Source organism: Amycolatopsis sp. NPDC043885, from assembly GCF_056435685.1.
Genome location: NZ_JBWKEA010000007.1, coordinates 77726 through 96052 on the forward strand (window position 1 = coordinate 77726; position 18327 = coordinate 96052).

General features: G+C 67.0%; 21 protein-coding genes. 10 read left to right on the forward strand and 11 right to left on the reverse strand.

From position 1 onward, the window contains the following. Nucleotides 1–61: 61 nt before the first annotated feature. From AC069I_RS21695 to AC069I_RS21710, 4 genes are all read right to left on the reverse strand, one after another. Complete coding sequence (locus AC069I_RS21695) at nt 62–1270, reverse strand: multidrug effflux MFS transporter (RefSeq protein WP_478266273.1); 1209 nt, start codon at nt 1268–1270, stop codon at nt 62–64. After that, nucleotides 1267–1743, reverse strand: a complete 477-nt coding sequence (locus AC069I_RS21700; protein ID WP_478266274.1) for a MarR family transcriptional regulator — start codon at nt 1741–1743, stop codon at nt 1267–1269. The genes AC069I_RS21695 and AC069I_RS21700 overlap by 4 nt, the downstream gene beginning before the upstream one ends. Nucleotides 1744–1982: 239 nt before the next feature. After that, nucleotides 1983–2378: a hypothetical protein gene (locus AC069I_RS21705; RefSeq protein WP_478266275.1), complete on the reverse strand. Its 396-nt coding sequence runs from the start codon at nt 2376–2378 to the stop codon at nt 1983–1985. Nucleotides 2379–2686: 308 nt separating this feature from the next. Further along, nucleotides 2687–2917: a MerR family transcriptional regulator gene (locus AC069I_RS21710; protein ID WP_478266369.1), complete on the reverse strand. Its 231-nt coding sequence runs from the start codon at nt 2915–2917 to the stop codon at nt 2687–2689. A gap of 413 nt (nt 2918–3330) precedes the next feature. Between AC069I_RS21710 and AC069I_RS21715 the strand changes: the two genes are divergently transcribed. The 3 genes from AC069I_RS21715 (at nt 3331) to AC069I_RS21725 (ending at nt 4869) form a co-directional block, all read left to right on the forward strand. Next, nucleotides 3331–3702 carry an SPW repeat domain-containing protein gene (locus AC069I_RS21715; RefSeq protein ID WP_478227400.1) on the forward strand — a complete coding sequence of 124 codons (372 nt, stop codon included), beginning with the start codon at nt 3331–3333 and terminating at the stop codon, nt 3700–3702. Between the two features lie 180 nt (nt 3703–3882). Beyond that, nucleotides 3883–4329 (forward strand): SRPBCC family protein, encoded by a 447-nt coding sequence (locus AC069I_RS21720; protein WP_478227399.1) that lies wholly within the window; start codon nt 3883–3885, stop codon nt 4327–4329. Nucleotides 4330–4485: 156 nt separating this feature from the next. After that, nucleotides 4486–4869: a hypothetical protein gene (locus AC069I_RS21725; protein WP_478266276.1), complete on the forward strand. Its 384-nt coding sequence runs from the start codon at nt 4486–4488 to the stop codon at nt 4867–4869. Between the two features lie 162 nt (nt 4870–5031). Here the strand turns inward: AC069I_RS21725 and AC069I_RS21730 are convergent, their stop codons facing one another. From AC069I_RS21730 to AC069I_RS21740, 3 genes are all read right to left on the reverse strand, one after another. Then, entirely contained in the window at nt 5032–5247 is a 216-nt protein-coding gene (locus AC069I_RS21730; protein WP_478227397.1) for a hypothetical protein, read from the reverse strand. Between the two features lie 239 nt (nt 5248–5486). Then, complete coding sequence (locus tag AC069I_RS21735; protein WP_478266277.1) at nt 5487–6872, reverse strand: sensor histidine kinase; 1386 nt, start codon at nt 6870–6872, stop codon at nt 5487–5489. After that, nucleotides 6869–7549, reverse strand: coding sequence for a response regulator (locus AC069I_RS21740; protein WP_478266278.1), 681 nt, complete (start codon nt 7547–7549; stop codon nt 6869–6871). The genes AC069I_RS21735 and AC069I_RS21740 overlap by 4 nt, the downstream gene beginning before the upstream one ends. A gap of 247 nt (nt 7550–7796) precedes the next feature. Here AC069I_RS21740 and AC069I_RS21745 point away from each other — a divergent pair, with 247 nt between their 5' ends. Both AC069I_RS21745 and AC069I_RS21750 read left to right on the forward strand, forming a co-directional pair. Beyond that, a complete protein-coding gene (locus AC069I_RS21745) occupies nt 7797–8153 on the forward strand; it encodes a hypothetical protein (protein ID WP_478266279.1) in 357 nt (118 codons plus the stop codon). Between the two features lie 184 nt (nt 8154–8337). Further along, the gene (locus AC069I_RS21750; RefSeq protein ID WP_478227393.1) at nt 8338–8493 is read left to right on the forward strand and encodes a hypothetical protein; all 156 of its coding nucleotides are present in this window, start codon (nt 8338–8340) and stop codon (nt 8491–8493) included. A 93-nt stretch (nt 8494–8586) separates the two neighbouring features. Here the strand turns inward: AC069I_RS21750 and AC069I_RS21755 are convergent, their stop codons facing one another. Next, complete coding sequence (locus AC069I_RS21755) at nt 8587–9879, reverse strand: ArsB/NhaD family transporter (RefSeq protein WP_478266280.1); 1293 nt, start codon at nt 9877–9879, stop codon at nt 8587–8589. A gap of 470 nt (nt 9880–10349) precedes the next feature. Here AC069I_RS21755 and AC069I_RS21760 point away from each other — a divergent pair, with 470 nt between their 5' ends. After that, on the forward strand, nt 10350–10796 hold the full coding sequence (locus AC069I_RS21760) for a CBS domain-containing protein (protein ID WP_457952729.1): 447 nt from the start codon (nt 10350–10352) through the stop codon (nt 10794–10796). Here the strand turns inward: AC069I_RS21760 and AC069I_RS21765 are convergent, their stop codons facing one another. Next, complete coding sequence (locus AC069I_RS21765; protein ID WP_478227390.1) at nt 10797–11288, reverse strand: beta-class carbonic anhydrase; 492 nt, start codon at nt 11286–11288, stop codon at nt 10797–10799. Continuing rightward, nucleotides 11285–12781: a SulP family inorganic anion transporter gene (locus AC069I_RS21770; RefSeq protein ID WP_478266281.1), complete on the reverse strand. Its 1497-nt coding sequence runs from the start codon at nt 12779–12781 to the stop codon at nt 11285–11287. Before AC069I_RS21770 ends, AC069I_RS21765 begins: the two co-directional genes overlap by 4 nt. 213 nt (nt 12782–12994) lie before the next feature. Here AC069I_RS21770 and AC069I_RS21775 point away from each other — a divergent pair, with 213 nt between their 5' ends. The 4 genes from AC069I_RS21775 to AC069I_RS21790 are packed head-to-tail and all read left to right on the forward strand — an operon-like array spanning nt 12995 to nt 15871. Continuing rightward, complete coding sequence (locus AC069I_RS21775) at nt 12995–13441, forward strand: CBS domain-containing protein (protein WP_478266370.1); 447 nt, start codon at nt 12995–12997, stop codon at nt 13439–13441. A gap of 57 nt (nt 13442–13498) precedes the next feature. Then, nucleotides 13499–14110 carry a TetR/AcrR family transcriptional regulator gene (locus AC069I_RS21780; RefSeq protein ID WP_478266282.1) on the forward strand — a complete coding sequence of 204 codons (612 nt, stop codon included), beginning with the start codon at nt 13499–13501 and terminating at the stop codon, nt 14108–14110. After that, a complete protein-coding gene (locus AC069I_RS21785) occupies nt 14107–15375 on the forward strand; it encodes a glycosyltransferase (RefSeq protein WP_478266283.1) in 1269 nt (422 codons plus the stop codon). The genes AC069I_RS21780 and AC069I_RS21785 overlap by 4 nt, the downstream gene beginning before the upstream one ends. A 13-nt stretch (nt 15376–15388) precedes the next feature. Continuing rightward, on the forward strand, nt 15389–15871 hold the full coding sequence (locus tag AC069I_RS21790) for a DUF6653 family protein (RefSeq protein WP_478266284.1): 483 nt from the start codon (nt 15389–15391) through the stop codon (nt 15869–15871). A 6-nt stretch (nt 15872–15877) separates the two neighbouring features. Here the strand turns inward: AC069I_RS21790 and AC069I_RS21795 are convergent, their stop codons facing one another. Further along, nucleotides 15878–18319, reverse strand: coding sequence for a PEP/pyruvate-binding domain-containing protein (locus AC069I_RS21795; protein ID WP_478266285.1), 2442 nt, complete (start codon nt 18317–18319; stop codon nt 15878–15880). Nucleotides 18320–18327 lie beyond the last annotated feature (8 nt).

The following is an 18327-nucleotide window of genomic DNA, read 5'->3' on the forward strand; positions in this document are numbered from 1 at the left end:
GCAGCGCCGGCCACCGAGCGGGCGGCCGCTGTGAACAAGGAGCCGGTACCCCCCCGGATCCTTAGCAGCCGGTGGTCTTCTCGGCGGTCCGTGTACAGACGGCGATGACCGCGATCGTCAAGCATACGGTCATGGTGGCGGCCATCGGCAGAACGCTCGACTCGCCGAACGCTCCAACGATCGGGGAGGCGGCGGCGCCGATAAGGAATTGGCTGCTGCCCAGCAGCCCCGACGTCGCCCCGGGCGCGTCCCGGCCGAGGTTTTGTGCCGCGGTGATCACGGCGGGGAAGAACACGCCGAACGCCGTGATCGCGACGAACAGGCACGCCCACGTCACCACGACACCGGCCAGACCTCCAGCGGCTGTCAGCACCAGGATCACCGTCGCCGTGCCCGCTGCCGCCGAACCGCCGACGAGTGGCACACGCAGACCGGCACGGTCGGCGATCCGCCCGGACGCCACCGATCCCAGCAGATTGCCGAGCGCGTTCACCCCATAGACGACGCTGGTGAGGGGCGCCGACATGCCGAAGATCCCGGTGAACACGAACGACGTCCCGGCGATGTAGGCGAACACGGCCGCGTTGCCGAACGCCAGGCCCAGGACCAAGCGCGTCAACGCGGCCCGGCGAACCAGACCCGCGATCCGGCCCAGCGTCACCGCCAGCCCGCCACGGCTGCGACGCTGCAGGGGCAGGGATTCCGGAACCCAGGCAGCGACACCCGCGACCAGCAACGCGCCGAGCGCTGCCAGGACAACGAAAACCTCCCGCCAGGAGCCGAGCGTCAGGATCGCCCCGCCCAGCAGCGGCGCCAGGATCGGCGCGGCGGAACTGATCGCCCCTAGCGTCGCGAAACCTCGCGCCGACCCGCGGTCATCATGGGTGTCGGTGACCACCGCGCGGGCCACGACCAGCCCAGCCGCACCCGTGACACCCTGAAGCACCCGCCCGGCGATGAGGATCTCCATACTCGGGGCGAGCGCGCACGCCACCGAACACAGCGTGAACCCGGTGCCGCCGCCGAGGAGAACCCGGCGTCGCCCGAGGCGATCTGACAGCGGCCCGAACAGCAGTTGGCCGAGCACCACGCCGGCAAGAAACCCGGCGAGCGACGCCTGGGCCTGGCTCGGCGACGCGCCGAGGGAAGCGGCGAGCGCGGGCAAACCGGGGATGTACATGTCGGTGGCCAGCGGCGCCGCCGCGGACAAACCCCCAAGTACCCCCAGCAGCCGCAGCCGCCCCCGCTCGCGGACCGCGCTCCCGCTCACAACGGCGGCGCCGCGCCGAGAGCGGGCTCGCCGTCCGGATCGCCCTGAAAGCTGGCCGCGCGCAGCAACAGGTCCGCGGCGATCCCGACCACGGCGAGCTCGGCGTCGGACAACGTGCCGGCCAAGGCCTGGGCCAACCAGGCGTTTCCGGCCCGGACATGGTCCTCGAGCGCGGCGAGCCCGGCCTCGGTGATCAGGGCACGCTGAGCCCGGCGATCGTCCTCGTCCGGTATTCGCCTGATCCGCTCCTCACCGGCCAGCTGGTTCAGAACCCGGGTCAGCGACTGCGGCTGCACACCCTCGATCCGCGCCAGCGTGGTGACGGTGAGCGGGCCACTGTGTCGCAGATTCGCCAGCACCGAGGCGGCCAACCGGGTCAGAGGCCGCTCGGCGCCACTCTGCGCGCGCAACCGGCCCGCCACTCGCGAAATCGCCCATCTGGTCCGCTGTGCAACATCATCCGCTTCGGTCACAATACCAAGCTAACACTTGCTAAAAAGCAGCGCAAACGTAGCAGTTCTCCGTTTAAAGCGAAGCTTTTAGGTGTCAAATGACGGTGTCGCGCTGGCGTCGAGGGGCGAGATCGGGAGGGCCGAGGTGAGACAAAGATCGTCTCCCCGTTCCCTGATCAGCCGAAGGAGCAGGCAGTAACCGCGCGGGGGTGTGCTCAGGGGGCTTGCGGCCAGGTGAGGTTCGCCGTGGCCGGTGTTGCCTAGCTCGGTCTGACAATAGGCATGCCGATGCTCACGGGGGCGGCGCGGTTCGCGGTGTGGCGGTCGAGGGCGGCTAGCTTCGCGTGCGCGGCCTTGAGGCTGACAGTGAGGCCGTCGATCTCTCCTCGCCATCCGGTGTGTCGCAAGGTTTCGATCGCCGCCCATGCCCAGAAGCGTTCGTCCTCCCGGTGGGTCAGGTTGATCTTCTCGCCGGTGCCGAGATCGCGGACGTGGACGTTCTGTGCCCACTCTCGCTGCGGGCTGGTGGGTTCGAAGCGCTGGTAGAGCCGCCCAGAAACTGTGAACTCCGTGCCCGGCGGGTGCTGCTGTGCGGTGGACAGCAGTTCCGCGGTGTCGGTCATGGCGCGGTGGGCGGTGTCGACCAGGATCTGCAAATGAGGCATCCGGTCACGGCTACGTTGGTGCATGCGGGTCCGGGCCGCGCGCTGCGCCTTGGCGAATCCGCGGCAGTCGCTCTTGCGGACCGGGCTCGGGACTGCCCATCGCGCCCAGCTCGCATCCTCCAGGGCCCATGTCCCGTGTCGCGCATGCTGTGGGATACGCGACGCCGAGTGCTTTCCTAGCGGCATTCCGTCGCACAGTGGGAACTTCGCCCAAGCGCTACCTCAACGGCGGTTGAGCCGTCAGATGAGCGTTTGGACGGAGGTTTGTCGAGGGTCAGCATGTGGACGGGGACACTGCGCTAGGACCGACCTTGCCGCTCTGGGCACGAACGCCAGCGGAGCGCTTCACGCCCGTGCGTTCGGCGCGGATGCCGGGTTGATCCGGTGGCTCTGGCGGGGGCGAGTAGGCCCAACGACTCCCAATGCCGCAGCACGTGAGTGGCCGGCCCGAACCGTTGTGCGACCTCTCCGATGCTCAAGTCCGCAGTGCTTGACTTCATGTCGCCATCAAGTCGCAGCATGGCGGCCATGTCCAACGACACGACCACACAGCCCGAGACCACCCGGCCTGACGACGCGACCGGCTCCTTGATCCGGATGCTGGACGTCGTCGACAACCTGCCTGGCGCCGCCGAGTTGCGCTCCGACACGTACGACCTCCTCGCTCTGGCTCCTGGGCAGGCAATCGTTGACGTCGGGTGCGGTGCAGGTCGCGTGGTCGTCGAGCTCGGCGACCGATCTGCGGGTCAAGCCCGACGAGGCTGGGTGTCCTCTGAGTGGCACGTCTCGGTCCCGGGCACTTGCCCCGCACCGACGGGGCTCCTGGGGCGACCTGTGAATCGCAAGGTTATCGTCAGGTGGACTCACCGGCGGCTCCGGCAGACTGAGCTTTGGGCGGCGTTCGCCGGGCAAAGCGTCCGCGACATACTGGAGCGCTGACGAGATGAAATCTTGGACGCGCGACGTCCGGGCCATCGCCGAGAATCGCAGTGTAGTACTGGCCGTCGCCGACGCCCTCGTGTTCTTGATCGGCCTATGGCTGCTGTTGTCCCCGTTCACGTCGGACGATCCGGTCGGTGAGGTCGACCCGCTGACCGGTTTGGTGGCTGGTGCAGCTCTCGTCGCGGTCGGTGCGGCTGCTCTCGCCGAGCCGGGCACGAGGCGGGTTTGGTGGCCGATCCAGCCGGTCAGTGCGGGCTGGCTGCTCCTGGCCCCGTTTCTGCTCGGCCGTGACACTCTTCCCGGTTTCGACGCCGGAATAGCCGCGGTCTCACTGCTTGCTTTATGGGCAGTCAGAGAGAAACGAATGCTATAGGGAATATCGCAGGTTCCTCGCACCGCCATTCTCCGGCCAGTTACGTCGGTTGGGCACGCACAATTCGCTCTAGGTCCATAGTGGACAGCTGGATTCGATGTGGCCCAAGTGAGTTACAGGTGGGCCTGGCGTGTGGCACGATCCGGGTCGTCACATTCGCCTTTCTTGGAGGGTTCTGCAGTGCGGTCGTACGATGTCTTGGCCGAATCGGCGGCGCCACCGGCGGTCGTGTGGGCATTGTTGCTGGACCCGAGGATGTGGTCCGCCTGGTCACGCGCCGGTGAACTGGACGTCAGCAGTTCGAGCGGCCTCTCCCCGGACGGGCGTGACGGAGTCGGTGCCATCCGTGTCTTCCGCTCGGGTAAGGCGGTCATCCGGGAGCGGATCACGAGCCTCACGCCTGGTCGGCGGTTCGCATACGAGGGGCTGGAGGGTCCGCATATGGCCGACCACCAGGCGACGATCGACCTCCACGAGGTGCCTGGCGGTGGAACACGGATCCGTTGGCAGGGAACGTATTCAGCTCGTGGCATGGGGCGCTGGTCGTCAGAGAGGCAGGTCCAGCGCACGATGTCGAAGATCGCCACAGGGCTTGCCGAGTATGCCTCTGGTGAAATCGTAAGGTGATTGTCAGGTTCAGGTGCGTAGTTCTGCGGCAAGCTGGTCGCCGTCCGGCGAATGCCGGAGGGCGTATGCGACAGCTCGGAAAGCGCGGCGATGATCGATCGGCGAAGCCCAGGTATGGATCGTGAGGTGGCCAGACGGTGAACTCTGGTCGCGATCTTGGCCGCACCGGAGTGTGAAGCGGCTGCCGTGGATGTGCTGACGGGTCTGGAGCAACGTGCCTGGTGCGCGCTCGCGGCCGAACCCGTTGCCGCACGGTCGTACTACGAGAGGGTTCTCGATGACCGCATCGTGCTGTTGCTGATCGACCAGCGGCCCATCCAGGAGCGTGAGGCGGCTTTGGCCGCCTTGTGCGGGGTGCGGTGGAAGGCGTGCAACCTCGATGGTTTGAGCGCGACAAGGCTTAGTCTCGCCGTCGGCACGGTCAACTACCGCATCGCTGCCATCAAAGATGGGGTGCCTTACTCAGCGCGGGTGAGCAGTGTTTACGTTCGCCGGGACGATGGCTGGAAACTGACCTTTCACCAGCATATGAGTCGGTAGGTCGCTGTCGCCATTTTCGTCGTCGTGACCAGCCTGCCGTTGATGGTGCCGGCTGGATCGGCGAGAAGCGAATCGATGCCGGTGGAACTGCTCGTGGCATGAATGTCGTATGTGTGGGCGTACACAGTCCTGATCGGACACGATGCCGGTCGGCCGGCGCTCTCATCGGCCGCCAAGTGTGCGGAGCACACGGAACCGAGCCAGCCGATGCAGCGTTTCTCCCATGGCATCGGGTGCGACCTGGCCTTCGAGATCGGCGTGGGCCGAGCACACGATCTGGCTGACGGCCGATTCGGTCATCGAGGACGCGAATTCGCGGGCAAGCCATTGGCGGACTTCGTCGGCGATGTCGTCGGGATGGTGATCGCGGACGGGCATGTCCCTCTCCTCCTTTCGACGACTTCCTCATTGTGTTGGAGATGCAGGAGTCTGCACCTGACGACTGCCTGACGATCGCGTCGGACTCAGGGGCGGTGAGGGTGGAGCTGTCCGGCTGGAGACCGTGGGGGTGGTGCTTGGTGCGAGGGTGGTGATGGGTTCGGGTTCGTCCTGGTCGGTCACACCGCAGCCGCCGAAGCAGAGGGTGGCGGTGATAGCGAGGATCATCGGACGGAGTTTCACGCGGTCGCCTCCGGTAGTTCGACGATGAAGCGTGCGCCGCCGCCGGGCCGGTCTTCGACCCAGACGGTGCCGCCGTGCCGGTGGACGTGGTCGGCGACGATGGCCAACCCGAGTCCGCTGCCGGTGTCGCGGTCGCGGCGGCCGGAATGCAGGCCGCGGGCGAAGCGTTCGAAGATGCGCTCCCGGAGGGCTGGTGGGACGCCGCTGCCGGCGTCGTCCACTTCTATCCTCGCGTGGTCGTCCCGCCGCCGAAGGGTCACGGCGACAGTGCCTCCGCCGTAACGGTCGGCGTTGTCGAGCAGGTTGGTGACGACCCGGTCGATGCGGCGGCGGTCGGCGAAGACGAGCGGGATGTCGGGAGCGGCGTCGACAGGGACATCGGACTTGCCTCTGCTGTCGAGGACGTTGTGCACCAGTGCGTCGAGATCCACCAGTTCAGCCGGGCCTTCGTCGTCCTGGTCCGCGCGGGAGATTTCGAGCAGGTCGACGACCATGCCTTGGAAGCGGTGCAGTTCCGAGCTGAGCAGACCGAGGGCTTTGCGGGCGGTCGGATCCATCGTGTCCTGGCGACGGGTCAGGACCTCGGTGACGTTGACCATCGTGGTGAGAGGCGAGCGGAGTTCGTGGCTGACATCCGCGGCGAAGCGCTTGTCACGGCGGACCCGTTGCTCGAGTTGTTCGGTCGTGGTGTTGAAACTGGTGGCGAGGGGGGCGAGATCGGGGTCGTTCTGGTGGGGGAGCCGGGTCGTCAGATCTCCGCGTGCCACACGGGCTGCGGCTCCGCGGAGTGCGGAGAGTGGGCGCAGGGCACGTTTGGTGGTCCAAGCGCCGAGCAGGATTCCGAACAGCGCGGCCACGACGGTGCCCGTGATCAGCAGGATGCTGAGATAGCGGAAGGTTCGATCCAGCTCGAGCAGCGGGTACAGCTCGACGTAGATGCTGTCGCCGTTGCCGACCGGGGTCGCGATGGCGAGCACGGGTATGCCGTCGGCGGCGAAGCGTTGCCGGGCTGCGACACCGTCTCTCGCGCCTTTCAGCAGGGCGGCAGGGATGGCCGTGGGCTCGATCTGCCGTCCGCTGGTAAGCCAGCCGTCGGGGCGGGACAGCAGAATCGAGGAGTCCGGACCGCTGGCGAGCCCGGTCAGAAGCTCGTTGAGATTGTCGGAATGTTCAGCCAGTGCCTTGTTGACCAGGTCGACGTTGACTTCCGACTGCCGCAAGGTGCTCTGTTCACGCTGGTCGAGCATGTAACCGGTGGTCAGGTTCCAGGTCGCGGCACCGAGCACGCTCATCACCAGCGCCAGGCCGAGACCGAACGCGCCGGCCACGCGCCAGCGCAGGGAAAGCCGCCGCAGCGCCGACCGGAACCCGACCCGGCTCATGATCCCGGAGCGATTTGATAACCACGCCCGCGTACGGTCAGCACCAGGCTCGGATCATCGGGATCGGGTTCGACCTTGCGGCGCAACCGTCTGATGTGGACATCCAGTAGCCTCGTGTCGCCGAAGTAGTCGTGTCCCCACACGCGCTGCAGCAATTGCTCTCTGGTGACTACCTTTCCCACGGCACTGGCCAGTTCGGCGAGGAGGCGGAACTCGGTGCGGGTCAGATGCACCTGGTTCCCGTCCCGGTGCACGCTTTCCTCATCGGGCCGGATTTCCAGGCCGCCCACGGTGATCCGGGTCGGGGGAGGGGGTGCGGTGCGGCGGAGCAGCGCGCGGATCCGGGCCGCGAGTTCACCGGCCACCAGCGGTTTGGTGACGTAGTCGTCCGCGCCGGCTTCGAGGCCCGCGATCACGTCCTGGGTGTCCGCGCGGGCGGTGATCACGATGATCGGCAGGGGGCCTTGATCGCGCACCGACCGGCACACGGTGAGGCCGTCGATGCCTGGCAGCATGAGGTCGAGCAGAATGACGTCGAATCGGCTGTCCGCGAGTAGTTCGAGCCCGTCTTCGCCGGTTTCAGCGCACTCGACGTCGAAGCCTTCGTCGGCCAGCGCGAGGCTCAAGGCCTCGCTGATCATCACGTCGTCCTCGACCAGAAGAACACGGGTGGACACAGTCGGTATCTCCTTCCACCGGCCAGGCTAACAGCCTCCGATCGTAAGGCACTCGTCAGTTTCAGGGGGTCCGGTTCATGCCAGGGTGGAATCACGCTCACCGAAACACGGGAGGACCAAGCCCATGACCGCCGACGTTTTCACAACGCGCGCCGAAGTCACCCCCAGAACGGAAACTCATCCGAGGGTGCGACGGCTGCGCGATGACGCGGATCGGGCGTGGGCCATCGCGGACGGCCATCGAACCTTGGCCGCGGAAATCGAGGCAGGAGGTGAGCCGGACGCGTTCCGCCGCGCGAAGGCGCAGCACTTGCTCGGCGAAGTGGCCGCACACCACGGATTCGCCTATCACGAACTCGCCAACGCCGCCGAAGCCCGCACCGGAGCGAAAATCCATCCGCGCGAGTCTCCACAATGGAGGATCTTGATCGATCGCTCCTTCGCGGCTGTCCGTCGCGCCGAGGCACATCACGAACGCGCGGCGGCGTTTTCGGCTCGAACCGCAGGAGACGAAGCGGCTGCCCGAAGGCACGAGATCGCGGCACGTGAGGCGGACAGCCGTGCGGTGGATTCGCTCGGAGAAACCGGCGACCTTCTGTCGTGACAACGGTTTGGCATAGAAGCACCGGTTGCCGCGACGACAGAAGGTATGAACGCGTGAGCGCCGGGTGATCCGGTGAACCGGTCGATCGTGGCACTCCGTCAGAACCTGGTTGTCATATTCGGCGCCGGAAATGCTCCGTCAATGTCGAAGTCAAGCGGGTGCAGGACCGCTAGTTCGATACGAGGTGGAAGTCGAAGGCCTGGGCGATGCTGCGCTCGTCGACGTCCGTGAATCGCCGGGACACCCCGAACGGCGGCATCGCTACCAGGTCGCCAGGATCTGCGAGGTCGACCCATCGGGCGCCGCCGGGTGGTCGGGCTCCGCGGTCGTTCGCCAGTGAGGACCTCCGCCGCCGGCCTCCTTCGGCGCTCAGGATGACGCGCGCTTGCTCGACTGGCTGGCCCGTAGGTTGGAGCGACTCGAGTGAGCGGATTCAGGCGAAGACGAAGTACCGCAGCCACAGATAGGGCGCCGCGACGAGCACGGTGATCAGTGTGACGAGAGCGCCCTTCTTGGTGAATTCCCAGAAGGAGATGGGACTCCCGGCGCGGGCGGCGATCCCGAGGACGACGACGTTCGCGCTCGCGCCGATCGCGGTGGCGTTGCCGCCGAAGTCGGCGCCGAGGGCCAGCGACCACCAGAGGGCTTCGGAATGGGTGGGATCGGCGATGCTGTTGGTGAGGTCGAGGACCAGCGGGCTCATCGTCGCTACGTAGGGGATGTTGTCGACGACGCCTGACAGAAGCGCGGAGACGCCGAGGACGAGCATGACGGCCAGGAGCGCGTTGCCGCCGGTCGCGTCGGCGGCGAGTTTCGCCAGGTCGCCGATGACGCCGGTTTTCACCAAGGCGCCGATCATGATGAACAGGCCGGCGAAGAACAGCAGTGTTTCCCATTCGACGCTGGCGAGGTAGTCCTTCGGCTTGGCTTGGGACAGGAGCACGAGGGCTCCGGCGCCGAGCAGGGCGACGACCGACGGTTCGATGTGGAAGATCGAGTGGCCGATGAACGCGGTGAAAACGGCCAGGAGCACGACGCCGCATTTGACGAGGAGCTTCTTGTCGTGAATGGCTTCGCGTTCGTTGAGGGCCATGACATCGGCGACCCGTTCCGGGTCGACGGTGAAGGAACCGCGGAAGAGCCTCGGCAGGACCAGGCAGAAGACGACCAGTTCGATGGCCACGATCGGTGCCATGTTGACGAGGAAGTCGTTGAACGTCAGGCCGGCTCGGCTGCCGATGATGATATTGGGCGGGTCGCCGATCAAGGTCGCGGCGCCGCCGATGTTCGAGGCCATGACTTCGGCGATCAGGAAGGGCACCGGCTTGATGTCGAGCCGATCGCAGACCAGGAGGGTCACCGGGGCCATCAGGAGCACCGTGGTGACGTTGTCCAGGAACGCCGACGCGACCGCGGTGATGAGCACCAGCAGAAGCATGATCCGCAGTGGCGAGCCCTTGGCGCGTTTGGCGGCCCAGATCGCGGTGAACTCGAAGACGCCGGTCTTCCGGAGGACTCCGACGATGATCATCATGCCGAGCAGCAGGAAGATGACGTCCCAGTCCACACCTGTGTCGTGGGAGTAGAACGCGTCCTCGGAGTCGAGCACGCCGAGGCCGAGCACGATGCCCGCGCCGACGAGTGCGGTGACCATCTTCGGGATCTTCTCGGTGGCGATGAACAAGTACGCCACCACGAACACGATGATCGCGACGGCGGCGCTCATGCCACGTCCTCGTGAACGGAATCAACGGCGAATACCGGCCGAAGACACTGCCAGATCACTTGTACTCTCACCGATTCCTGTCCGTGCCGACCGCCCCGACCCGGTCAGGGACGGGGTATGCCGACCAGACTTCCCGGCGCTCCACGCGTCAAGATGCCGTAAACGAGAAGCAGAGGCAACCCGGACAATCGCGACTCCGTCCAGTGGATTCGGTGATGGTGCCGTCCTGTACTCTGGATTGTGCCGGTGATCACAGTGATGTGAGATGGAGAGCTTATGTCCGGACTGCTCGGTCCACTCGCGTTGATCGCCGTGTTCGTCGTCCTGATGGCCGCGCTCCGCCTCATGCACCTGCGGCAGAGACGCGGAGAATCGCCGAATCACACCGGAGTCTCGTCGGGCCGTAAAGAATCGAACAGTAACGACGGATGACCCGGGCACACCTGCCCGGACGGTCGTAGTCTTGCGCTATGCAAGCCAGCGAGATGGCCGAGGAATTCCCGGTCGTGGACATGGATTCCGACGCGCTCGACGCGGCGCGGCTTCTCGCGGAGCACCGCCTGCCCGGCATCGTCGTGACCGACCGGAGTGGCTGCCCTCAGTCGGTCCTGCCCGCTTCAGAGGTGGTCCGTTTCCTGGTGCCGACCTATGTGCAGGACGACCCGTCGCTCGCCGGTGTCCTCAACGAGTCGATGGCCGATCGTGTCGCCGACAAATTGGGCGGCCGCAAGGTGCGGTCGTTGCTTCCGGAGGAGCCCGCCGAGCTGCCTCGGGTGAACTCCGACGACACGATCATCGAGGTCGCCGCGATCATGGCGAGGCTGCACTGTCCACTGGTCGCGGTGATGCAGGACAAGACGCTGCTCGGCGTGATCTCCGCGTCCCGCCTCCTGGAGCTGGCGCTCGCCCCACGATGATCAGCTGATCTCGGTTAGTGCTCCGGTCTTCACGTCGTAGACGAAGCCACGAACATTGTCGGTGTGCAGGAGAAAATCTGACCGCTTCACGCGTTGCATCGAGCGGCGGACGCTGTCGGAGACTTCGCGGAACGCCTCGACCGCCCAAGTCGGTCGCAGTCCGGTGTCGGCTTCCAATTCGTCTTTGAAGTCGTCTTCGGTCACCAGCGACAACCCGCAGTCGGTGTGCTGCACGATCAGGACCTCGCGGGTGCCCAGCTTCCGCTGGCTCAGCGCGAGCGAGCGGATCACGTCGTCGGTGACTACTCCGCCGGCGTTGCGCAGCACATGCGATTCGCCCTGGATGAGACCGAAGATCTCGAACACCCGCACGCGTGCGTCCATGCAGGTCAGGATGGTCACCTGCAGGGAAGGCCGGGGCGAACGCCGATCGCCTGGCACCGCGTCGCCGAGTTCGTCATTGCGTTTGAGCAGTACGTCGATCGCGGTCATGACTTCCCATCGTTCGGCCGGTTCGCGGCACTGGGCGCGTTCCTGATGACGGCGGTGAGTTTGCCGCGCTGTTCGTCGTTCGCGAGCGCGGTCAATTTGTGCTCGACGTGCGGCGGCAGGTCTTTGAAGTCGAGTTCCACGTCGGATCTGTGGGAGTGGTCGATGAAGGTCAGCAGTCCCTTGGCTCCGGACATGTCCATGTAGCTCACGTGCTGCAGGCTGAGCGACAGTTTCGGCTCGTCGTCGCGCAGTCTGGTCAAGACGCGGTCTATGGAGAGGAACGACAGAGGGCCCTCGATGTGGTAGGTACCGGTCTCGTCGTAGATGACCGAAGCCCTGCTTCGGCGCGATTGCACGAAGTGCACGATGAGCGCCACGGCCACGCCGACCGCGACCGCCACGGTCAGATCGACGAGGACGGTGATGATCATCGTCGCGAACATCACGACGACATCGCCCCTGGGTGCGACATGGGTTTTGCGGAGGCTTTCCCAGTCGAACATGCCGATCGCGGTCAGGATCAAGATCCCCGACAGCACGGCGAGCGGGATGTACTGGACGACCGCGCCGAGACCGGCCACCAGTGCCAGCAGGATGACGCTGTGGGTCGCGGCCGACACCGCGGTGCTGCCGCCGCTTCTGACGTTGACCACGGACCGGACGGTCGCCCCCGCGCTGGCCAAGCCGCCGAACAGCCCGCTGGCCATGTTGCCGAGACCCTGGCCGACCAGTTCGCGATTGCTGCGGTGCCGACGGCCCGTGATGTTGTCCATCACGACCGAGGTCAGCAAGGAGTCGATCGAGCCCAGCAGCGCGATGCTCAGGGCGGGCAACACGAGGGTGAGGATCAGCGAACCGCTGAACTCCGGGATGGTGAGGGAGGGAATCGATTCGGGGATCTGGCCGATGTACTCGACCGTGCCGTTGAGGGAAACCGGCCCGATCCGAAGGTTCTGCAGCACGGGCTCCGCGAACGACAAAACGGCGGTGATGATCACGAGCGCGATCAGGCTCGCCGGGATGGACTTGACCACCCGTGCGGCTACGAGCATGAGCACGATCGTGGCTGCCACCACCAGGAAGCTCTTCTGCACCTGGTCGAGCTCGCCCAGGATGATGATCAGCGCGATCCCGCCCATGAACCCGGACACCACCGGGTGCGGGATGAAGCGGATGAGAGAACCGAGCCGGCAGACGCCGAACAGGATCTGAAGCGCGCCGGCCATGATGAACGCGAGAAACGCGCCTTCGAGTCCGTGCGCCGCGATGACACCGGTGGCGACCACGGTGATCGGGCCGGTCGGACCGGTCACCTGCGCCGGTGTTCCTCCGAAGACCGCGGCGAAGAATCCGGCGAAGATCGCGCCGTATAGGCCGACGAGGGCTCCTTCGGAGGTGCCGGTCGCGGTGATGCCGAAGGCGATCGCCAGTGGCAGCGCCACGATGGCCACGGTCAGCCCGGCAAGGAGTTCTCTGGCGAAACGCTGGAGCATCGGTCCCCGCTCGTCGGCATGCGTTTGACCCGGCCCTCGGTGGGCCAAGCCGCCGACCAGACTTCCCGGCACTCCTGGGCGTAAAGATGCCCTAAAAGAGTGTAAAGGTCCAGTAAAGAAGGCTTGCGGTCGAGATCCTCACGCCGACGGCCTAACCGACGCTCGATCGTCCGCGGCATGGTTGAAATGACCGATTTGCCGTACTCTGCGGAGATGCACGCCGCCGTCATGGCCGAGAAGTTCCCGGTAGTGCGCCTCGATTCGCTCGCGCTGCAGGCGGCTCGGCTTCTTGCCGAAAATCGGCTACCCGGGCTCGTCGTCATCACGGTCGATGGACGGCCCTACGCGGTCTTGTCCGCGTCGGACGTGGTGAAATTTCTGGTGCCCGCCTACGTCCAGGAGGCGCCCACGCTGGCCGCGGTGCTCTCGGAATCGATGGCCGACCGGGCCGCGGACAAGCTGGCTAGCAAGACAGTCCGCGACGTCCTTTCCGCTCGGTCTTCTGAACTGGCTGTTGTCGAGCATGACGACAACATCGTGGAAGTCGCCGCGACGATGGCTCGGCTGCGCTGCCCGCTGGCCGCGGTCTTGCGTGACGGCACGATGATCGGTGTGATCACGGCATCCCGGCTGCTGGAACTCGTGCTCTCGTCGGACTGACTGCTCGTCAAGCGGCCTCGCCTTGACGGAACTGAACAAGTGTTCAATACTCTGAACATGAGTTCAGTCTCTGATCTGACGGCGCGGGCTCGTATCCGCGATGCCGCGCTGGCCAGGTTCGGCGTCGACGGCATCGCCGGAACTTCGGTGCGCGCGGTCGCGGCGGACGCCGGGGTGTCTCCGGGCTTGGTGCTGCACCACTTCGGTTCAAAGGACGGGCTGCGGCAGGCCTGTGACGAGCATGTGCTCGACTCGATCCGGGGCGGAGGCGAGGCAGGCGACGATGCGCTGGCGGAAGTGCTGCAGGCGGCCACGCCGGTGCGGCGTTATCTGGCCCGGGCGTTTCTGGACGGGTCGAGCGGGGCGTCCGCCCTGTTCACCGAGATCGTGGACCGCACCGAAGGGTGGCTCGCCGACGGCGAGCGGGACGGCTGGGTGCACCCGTCGGACGACTCCCGGGCGCGCGCGGTCGTCTATGTGTCCTGGCTGCTGGCACCGCTCGTGCTCGGTGACCACGTCGGTCGGTTGCTCGGCGGGGACGCCGCGGAGACCGTGACCGCGGTCCGGGGTGCCAGGGCTGGGCTGGAGATCTTGACCAATGGCCTGTTCGCCGATGACCGCTGGCTGACCGCCTACACCGCCATCAACGACCAGGAGCGGTCGAAGTGAGGGCGCTGCTGGTCACCCACGGCACCCGTGGTGACGTCCAGCCGATGCTGGCTCTCGCTGTCGCCCTCCGCGATCGCGGGCACGAGGCGGTGCTGGCCGCGCCGGACTCGTTCGCCGATGCCGCGGGGGAGTACGACATCGAGTTCGCCCCGCTCGGTGAGGGCGCGAACCGGCTGATGGACGACCCGGTGGTGAAGGAGGCCATCGAGGGCGGTTACCGGGGCATCCGGGGCAAGATCACCGCCCTACGGACGGCCCAGCGGGTCAAACCGATGATGGCGGAGGTCCTGCACCACGTCGGTGTGGCCGCGAAGGCCTCTCGCGCGGATGTCGTCGTGCACACGACGGGGGTGCCCGCCCACCACGCGGCCGAGATGCTCGGCGTTCCCGCGGTGGTCGTCGCGCTGCAACCCGGCTGGATCCCCACCGGCGAGTTCCCGTGCCCGATGATTCCCTTGCCCCGTCTGCCGAGCATGGTGAACCGCGCCACGTATCTCGCGGTGGCTGCGATCTTGCGCGCTTTCACCGGGATCACCTCTACCTGGCGCACGACCGAACTCGGGCTGCCGCGCCGCAGGGGGAGCCACGACATCTTGCACGACGCGGAAGGCCGTGACCGACTGGTCCTGCAGGCATTCAGCCGTGAGGTCACCCTCGCGGCCTCGGACTGGCCGGATTCTGTGCACACCACCGGTTTCTGGTATCCCGCCGCCGCGTCAGCGTGGGAACCGCCTGCGGCGTTGCGGGACTTCCTCCACGCGGGCCCCGCTCCGGTCTACATCGGATTCGGCAGCATGGCCGGCAGGGACTCACGCCGCACCCGCGCGGTGGTCGAGGAAGCCGTCCGGCAGGCCGGGGTGCGTGCGGTGCTCGCCACCGGCTGGGGCGGCATGGCCGCGGACGCCGGAACCGGCGACCTGTACGTGCTCGACCACGCGCCGCACGACTGGCTGTTCCCGCGCATGAGCGCGGTCGTACATCACGGAGGCGGCGGCACGACCGGAGCCGCACTGGCCGCGGGCATACCGCAAGTGGTGTGCCCGTTCGTCGCCGACCAGCCGCACTGGGCGAACCGCATGCACGCCGTCGGCGTCGCGCCGCCCCCGATACGCCAGCAGCACCTCACGGCTGACCGGCTCACCGCGGCGCTGCGGCAAGCCACCGGTGACGCCGGTATGCGCGAACGGGCCGAACGACTCGGCCGGGAAATCAGCGCGGAGAACGGCGTGGCCGCCGCTGTCGACCTCCTCGAAAACCTGACCTGACAAGGAAAACACCATGGAACTCACCGACGCGGTGACGAAGACCTTCCGCATGGACGACGAAGCCTGGCGCCGCCACGCGAACCCTTGGAGCGTATGGACCCGCTTCGCCGCGATCCCGCTGATGCTGCTCGCGATCTGGAGCCGGACCTGGATCGGCTGGTGGTGTCTCGTGCCGATCGCGGCGGTCGTCGTGTGGCTGTTCCTCAACCCCTCGGCGTTCCCGCCGGTCGAACCACGCAGCTGGGCCGCGCGCGGCATCTACGGCGAACGAGTCTGGGCACACGACAAATCCATGGTGCCGCCGGACCATCGCGCGGTGCTGCGTGTCCTGGTCGTGCTCGGCCTCGCCGGTTTCGGGCTCATCACGTGGGGCCTGATCGCGCTCGACTTCTGGCCGACCCTGTACGGCGCGACGGTGGTCGTCGTGGCCCAGCTGTGGCGCATCGACCGGTTCGGCTGGCTCTGGGAACGGGCCGAAGAGAAGATGGCCGAGTGAATGGCGTCAGTCGTCGTCGATCATCCGTACCGTGCCCGCGGTTCCGTCGATGGAGATCAGCTGGCCGGTGGTGATCTCGCGGGTGGCGTCGCGGACGCAGATGACGGCAGGAATGCCGTATTCCCGGGCGACCGTGGGGCCGTGCGCGACCGGTGAGCCGGTTTCGGTGACCAGGCCGGCCGTGGTCAGGAACAGCGGGGTCCATCCGGGGTCGGTGGACGGTGCCACGAGAATCTCGCCCGGCTCGATGTACGCGCCGACCGGGTCGCGGATCACGCGCGCTCTCCCGGTCGCCTGGCCTGCCGCGCCTGCCATCCCGACCAGTACGCCGTCTTCGGCGGGCCCGGGTGGGGCAAGGGCTTCCACGTCGGTCCCGTCGGAGAGCAAGGCGCCGGGAACAGTGTGCCGTCGTAGTTCTCGCCGGTGGTCCGCGCTGCGCGCGGCGATCAGGTGACGGTGGTCGGTCGCGTCGTGGACGGCCGCGCGTGCTTCGGCGAGGGAAAGGAACATGATGTCGTCGCCGCGTTCCAGCAGGCCACGCGACACCAGGTCGTCGCCGACGAGGAGGAGTTGCCGGCGAGCCGCTTGGATCGCGGGCAGCCACGCGAACTTCCCGATCTCCCGCAGGCCGGTGAGCTTGCGCGAGCGGCGCATGAGGAACGTCGCGACCCTGCCGCGGACCGGACGCCGGTGCCGCGCTCGCTGGGACAGCGTCTCGATCATCGCCTCGGCCTTCCGCGCGGCTTGGCGGAATCGCCGGTCGGATGCCTGCTCGGGGTCGTCGACACGGAGGTAGTTGGCGATCGTGGCGAACAGGGGCGCCGGGTCCTCGTCCCAGCGGGGCATGCCGACGTCGATCTCGGCCGCGGCGCGCATGCCGTACTTGTCCAGGAATCCGGCCATCCCGATGTCGGGCAGTCGCCCGGCGCGGTACTTCGCGGCCAGTTCGCCGGGTGGGGTGGAGAGGAACAGCCCGTGGTGCTGTCGCGCGTTCACCGCGAGGCCCCACAGGGCGAGATCCATCTCGGTGGTCACGTTATGGGGCATTCCGCCAAGGACGATGTCCAGCTCCTCGTCCGTGGCGATGCCCTTGAGCAGGCCGGAGGGCGCTATCCCGAGGACGATCCCGGCCATCAAAGGCCCCGTGAGCCCCAGCATGCCGTGGCTCATGATCGCTCGATGCGAGTCCTCGATGACCCATCTCAGCCGCTCAGCAGTGGTCGCCGAGTCCGGGGGCGGTACGGTCAAGCGCCGGATTTCCTCCACCGCCCGGTAAGCGCGGGCGCGCGCCGCGTCCGGGCGGGCCAAGCCCGCCGCGAACCCCGTGATCACGCTCGGCGCCACTTTCGCCGTGGCCCTGAGTATGTTGCTCGTCCGGAACGGAAAGCCGCGCCGCGGGGCGAAGCGTGGATCGGTCAGCATGCGCTCGACGGCGCCCTGCACTCGTGGCCCGTACACCTGCAGGGACGTCGGCAGCCGCTTGCGCATGGCCTGGCTGCGGACGAAGTCGGTCAGGTCGAAGTAGAGCCGCCCGCCGATCGGCACCAGCCGGGGTAGCGGATCCCGTGGGTCGCTTCGGACGCCGTTTGCTTGGAACCACATCGCCGATCCGGTCTTGAGCAAGGAGATCCCCATCGGCGTGCACGGGCGGAGCATCCCCTGGATGTGGCCGAACTCGAGGTACAGCCGGTTATCGCCGGTGTCCGGTGGCAGCGGGAACAGGGTGGTGATCGGCCGGGACTGCACCAGCCACAGCACGCCGTCGGAATCGATCGCCCATTCGATGTCCTGCGGCGAGCCGAAATGCCGTTGCAGCCGCAGACCGGCGTCCCGGAGCAGTTCGAGCTGCCGGGTGTCGAGGCATCCCTCGTCCTGGTGCGGCATGGTCCGCGCACGGTGGCCGAAGACGTAGTGAGCGGGAACGACGGTGCCCTCGACTATCGCGGTCCCCAGCCCGGGGGCGGCGTCGACGACCATCTCGGTGCGGCAACCGGTGATCGGGTTGGCGGTGAACAGGACACCGGCCACCACGGGGTCGATCATCCGCTGGATCACCACCGCCATCGCGACGTCGTCGATACCGACGGTGGCCCGATAGGCCACCGCCCGATCCGAATGCAGGGACTCCCAGCACTTGCGAACGGCGTCGACGAGTGCGGCGGCCCCGTCGACGTCGAGGAAGGTGTCCTGCTGTCCTGCGAAGCTGGCGTCCGGCAAGTCCTCGGCGGTGGCGCTGGAACGCACCACGACCCGGCCGCCGCCGAGCCGCTCGTAGGCGTCGAGCAACTCCTGCTTCGGGAGATCTCGCGACGTATAGGCCTCGACGGTCAAGCAGAAGCCATCCGGTACACGCTCGCCCGCCTTGATCATCTCACCGAGCCCGGCGGCCTTCCCTCCCACCAGATCGATCATCGAGGCATCGATCTCGGACAGCCGAAGCAGTTTCATCTCTCGTC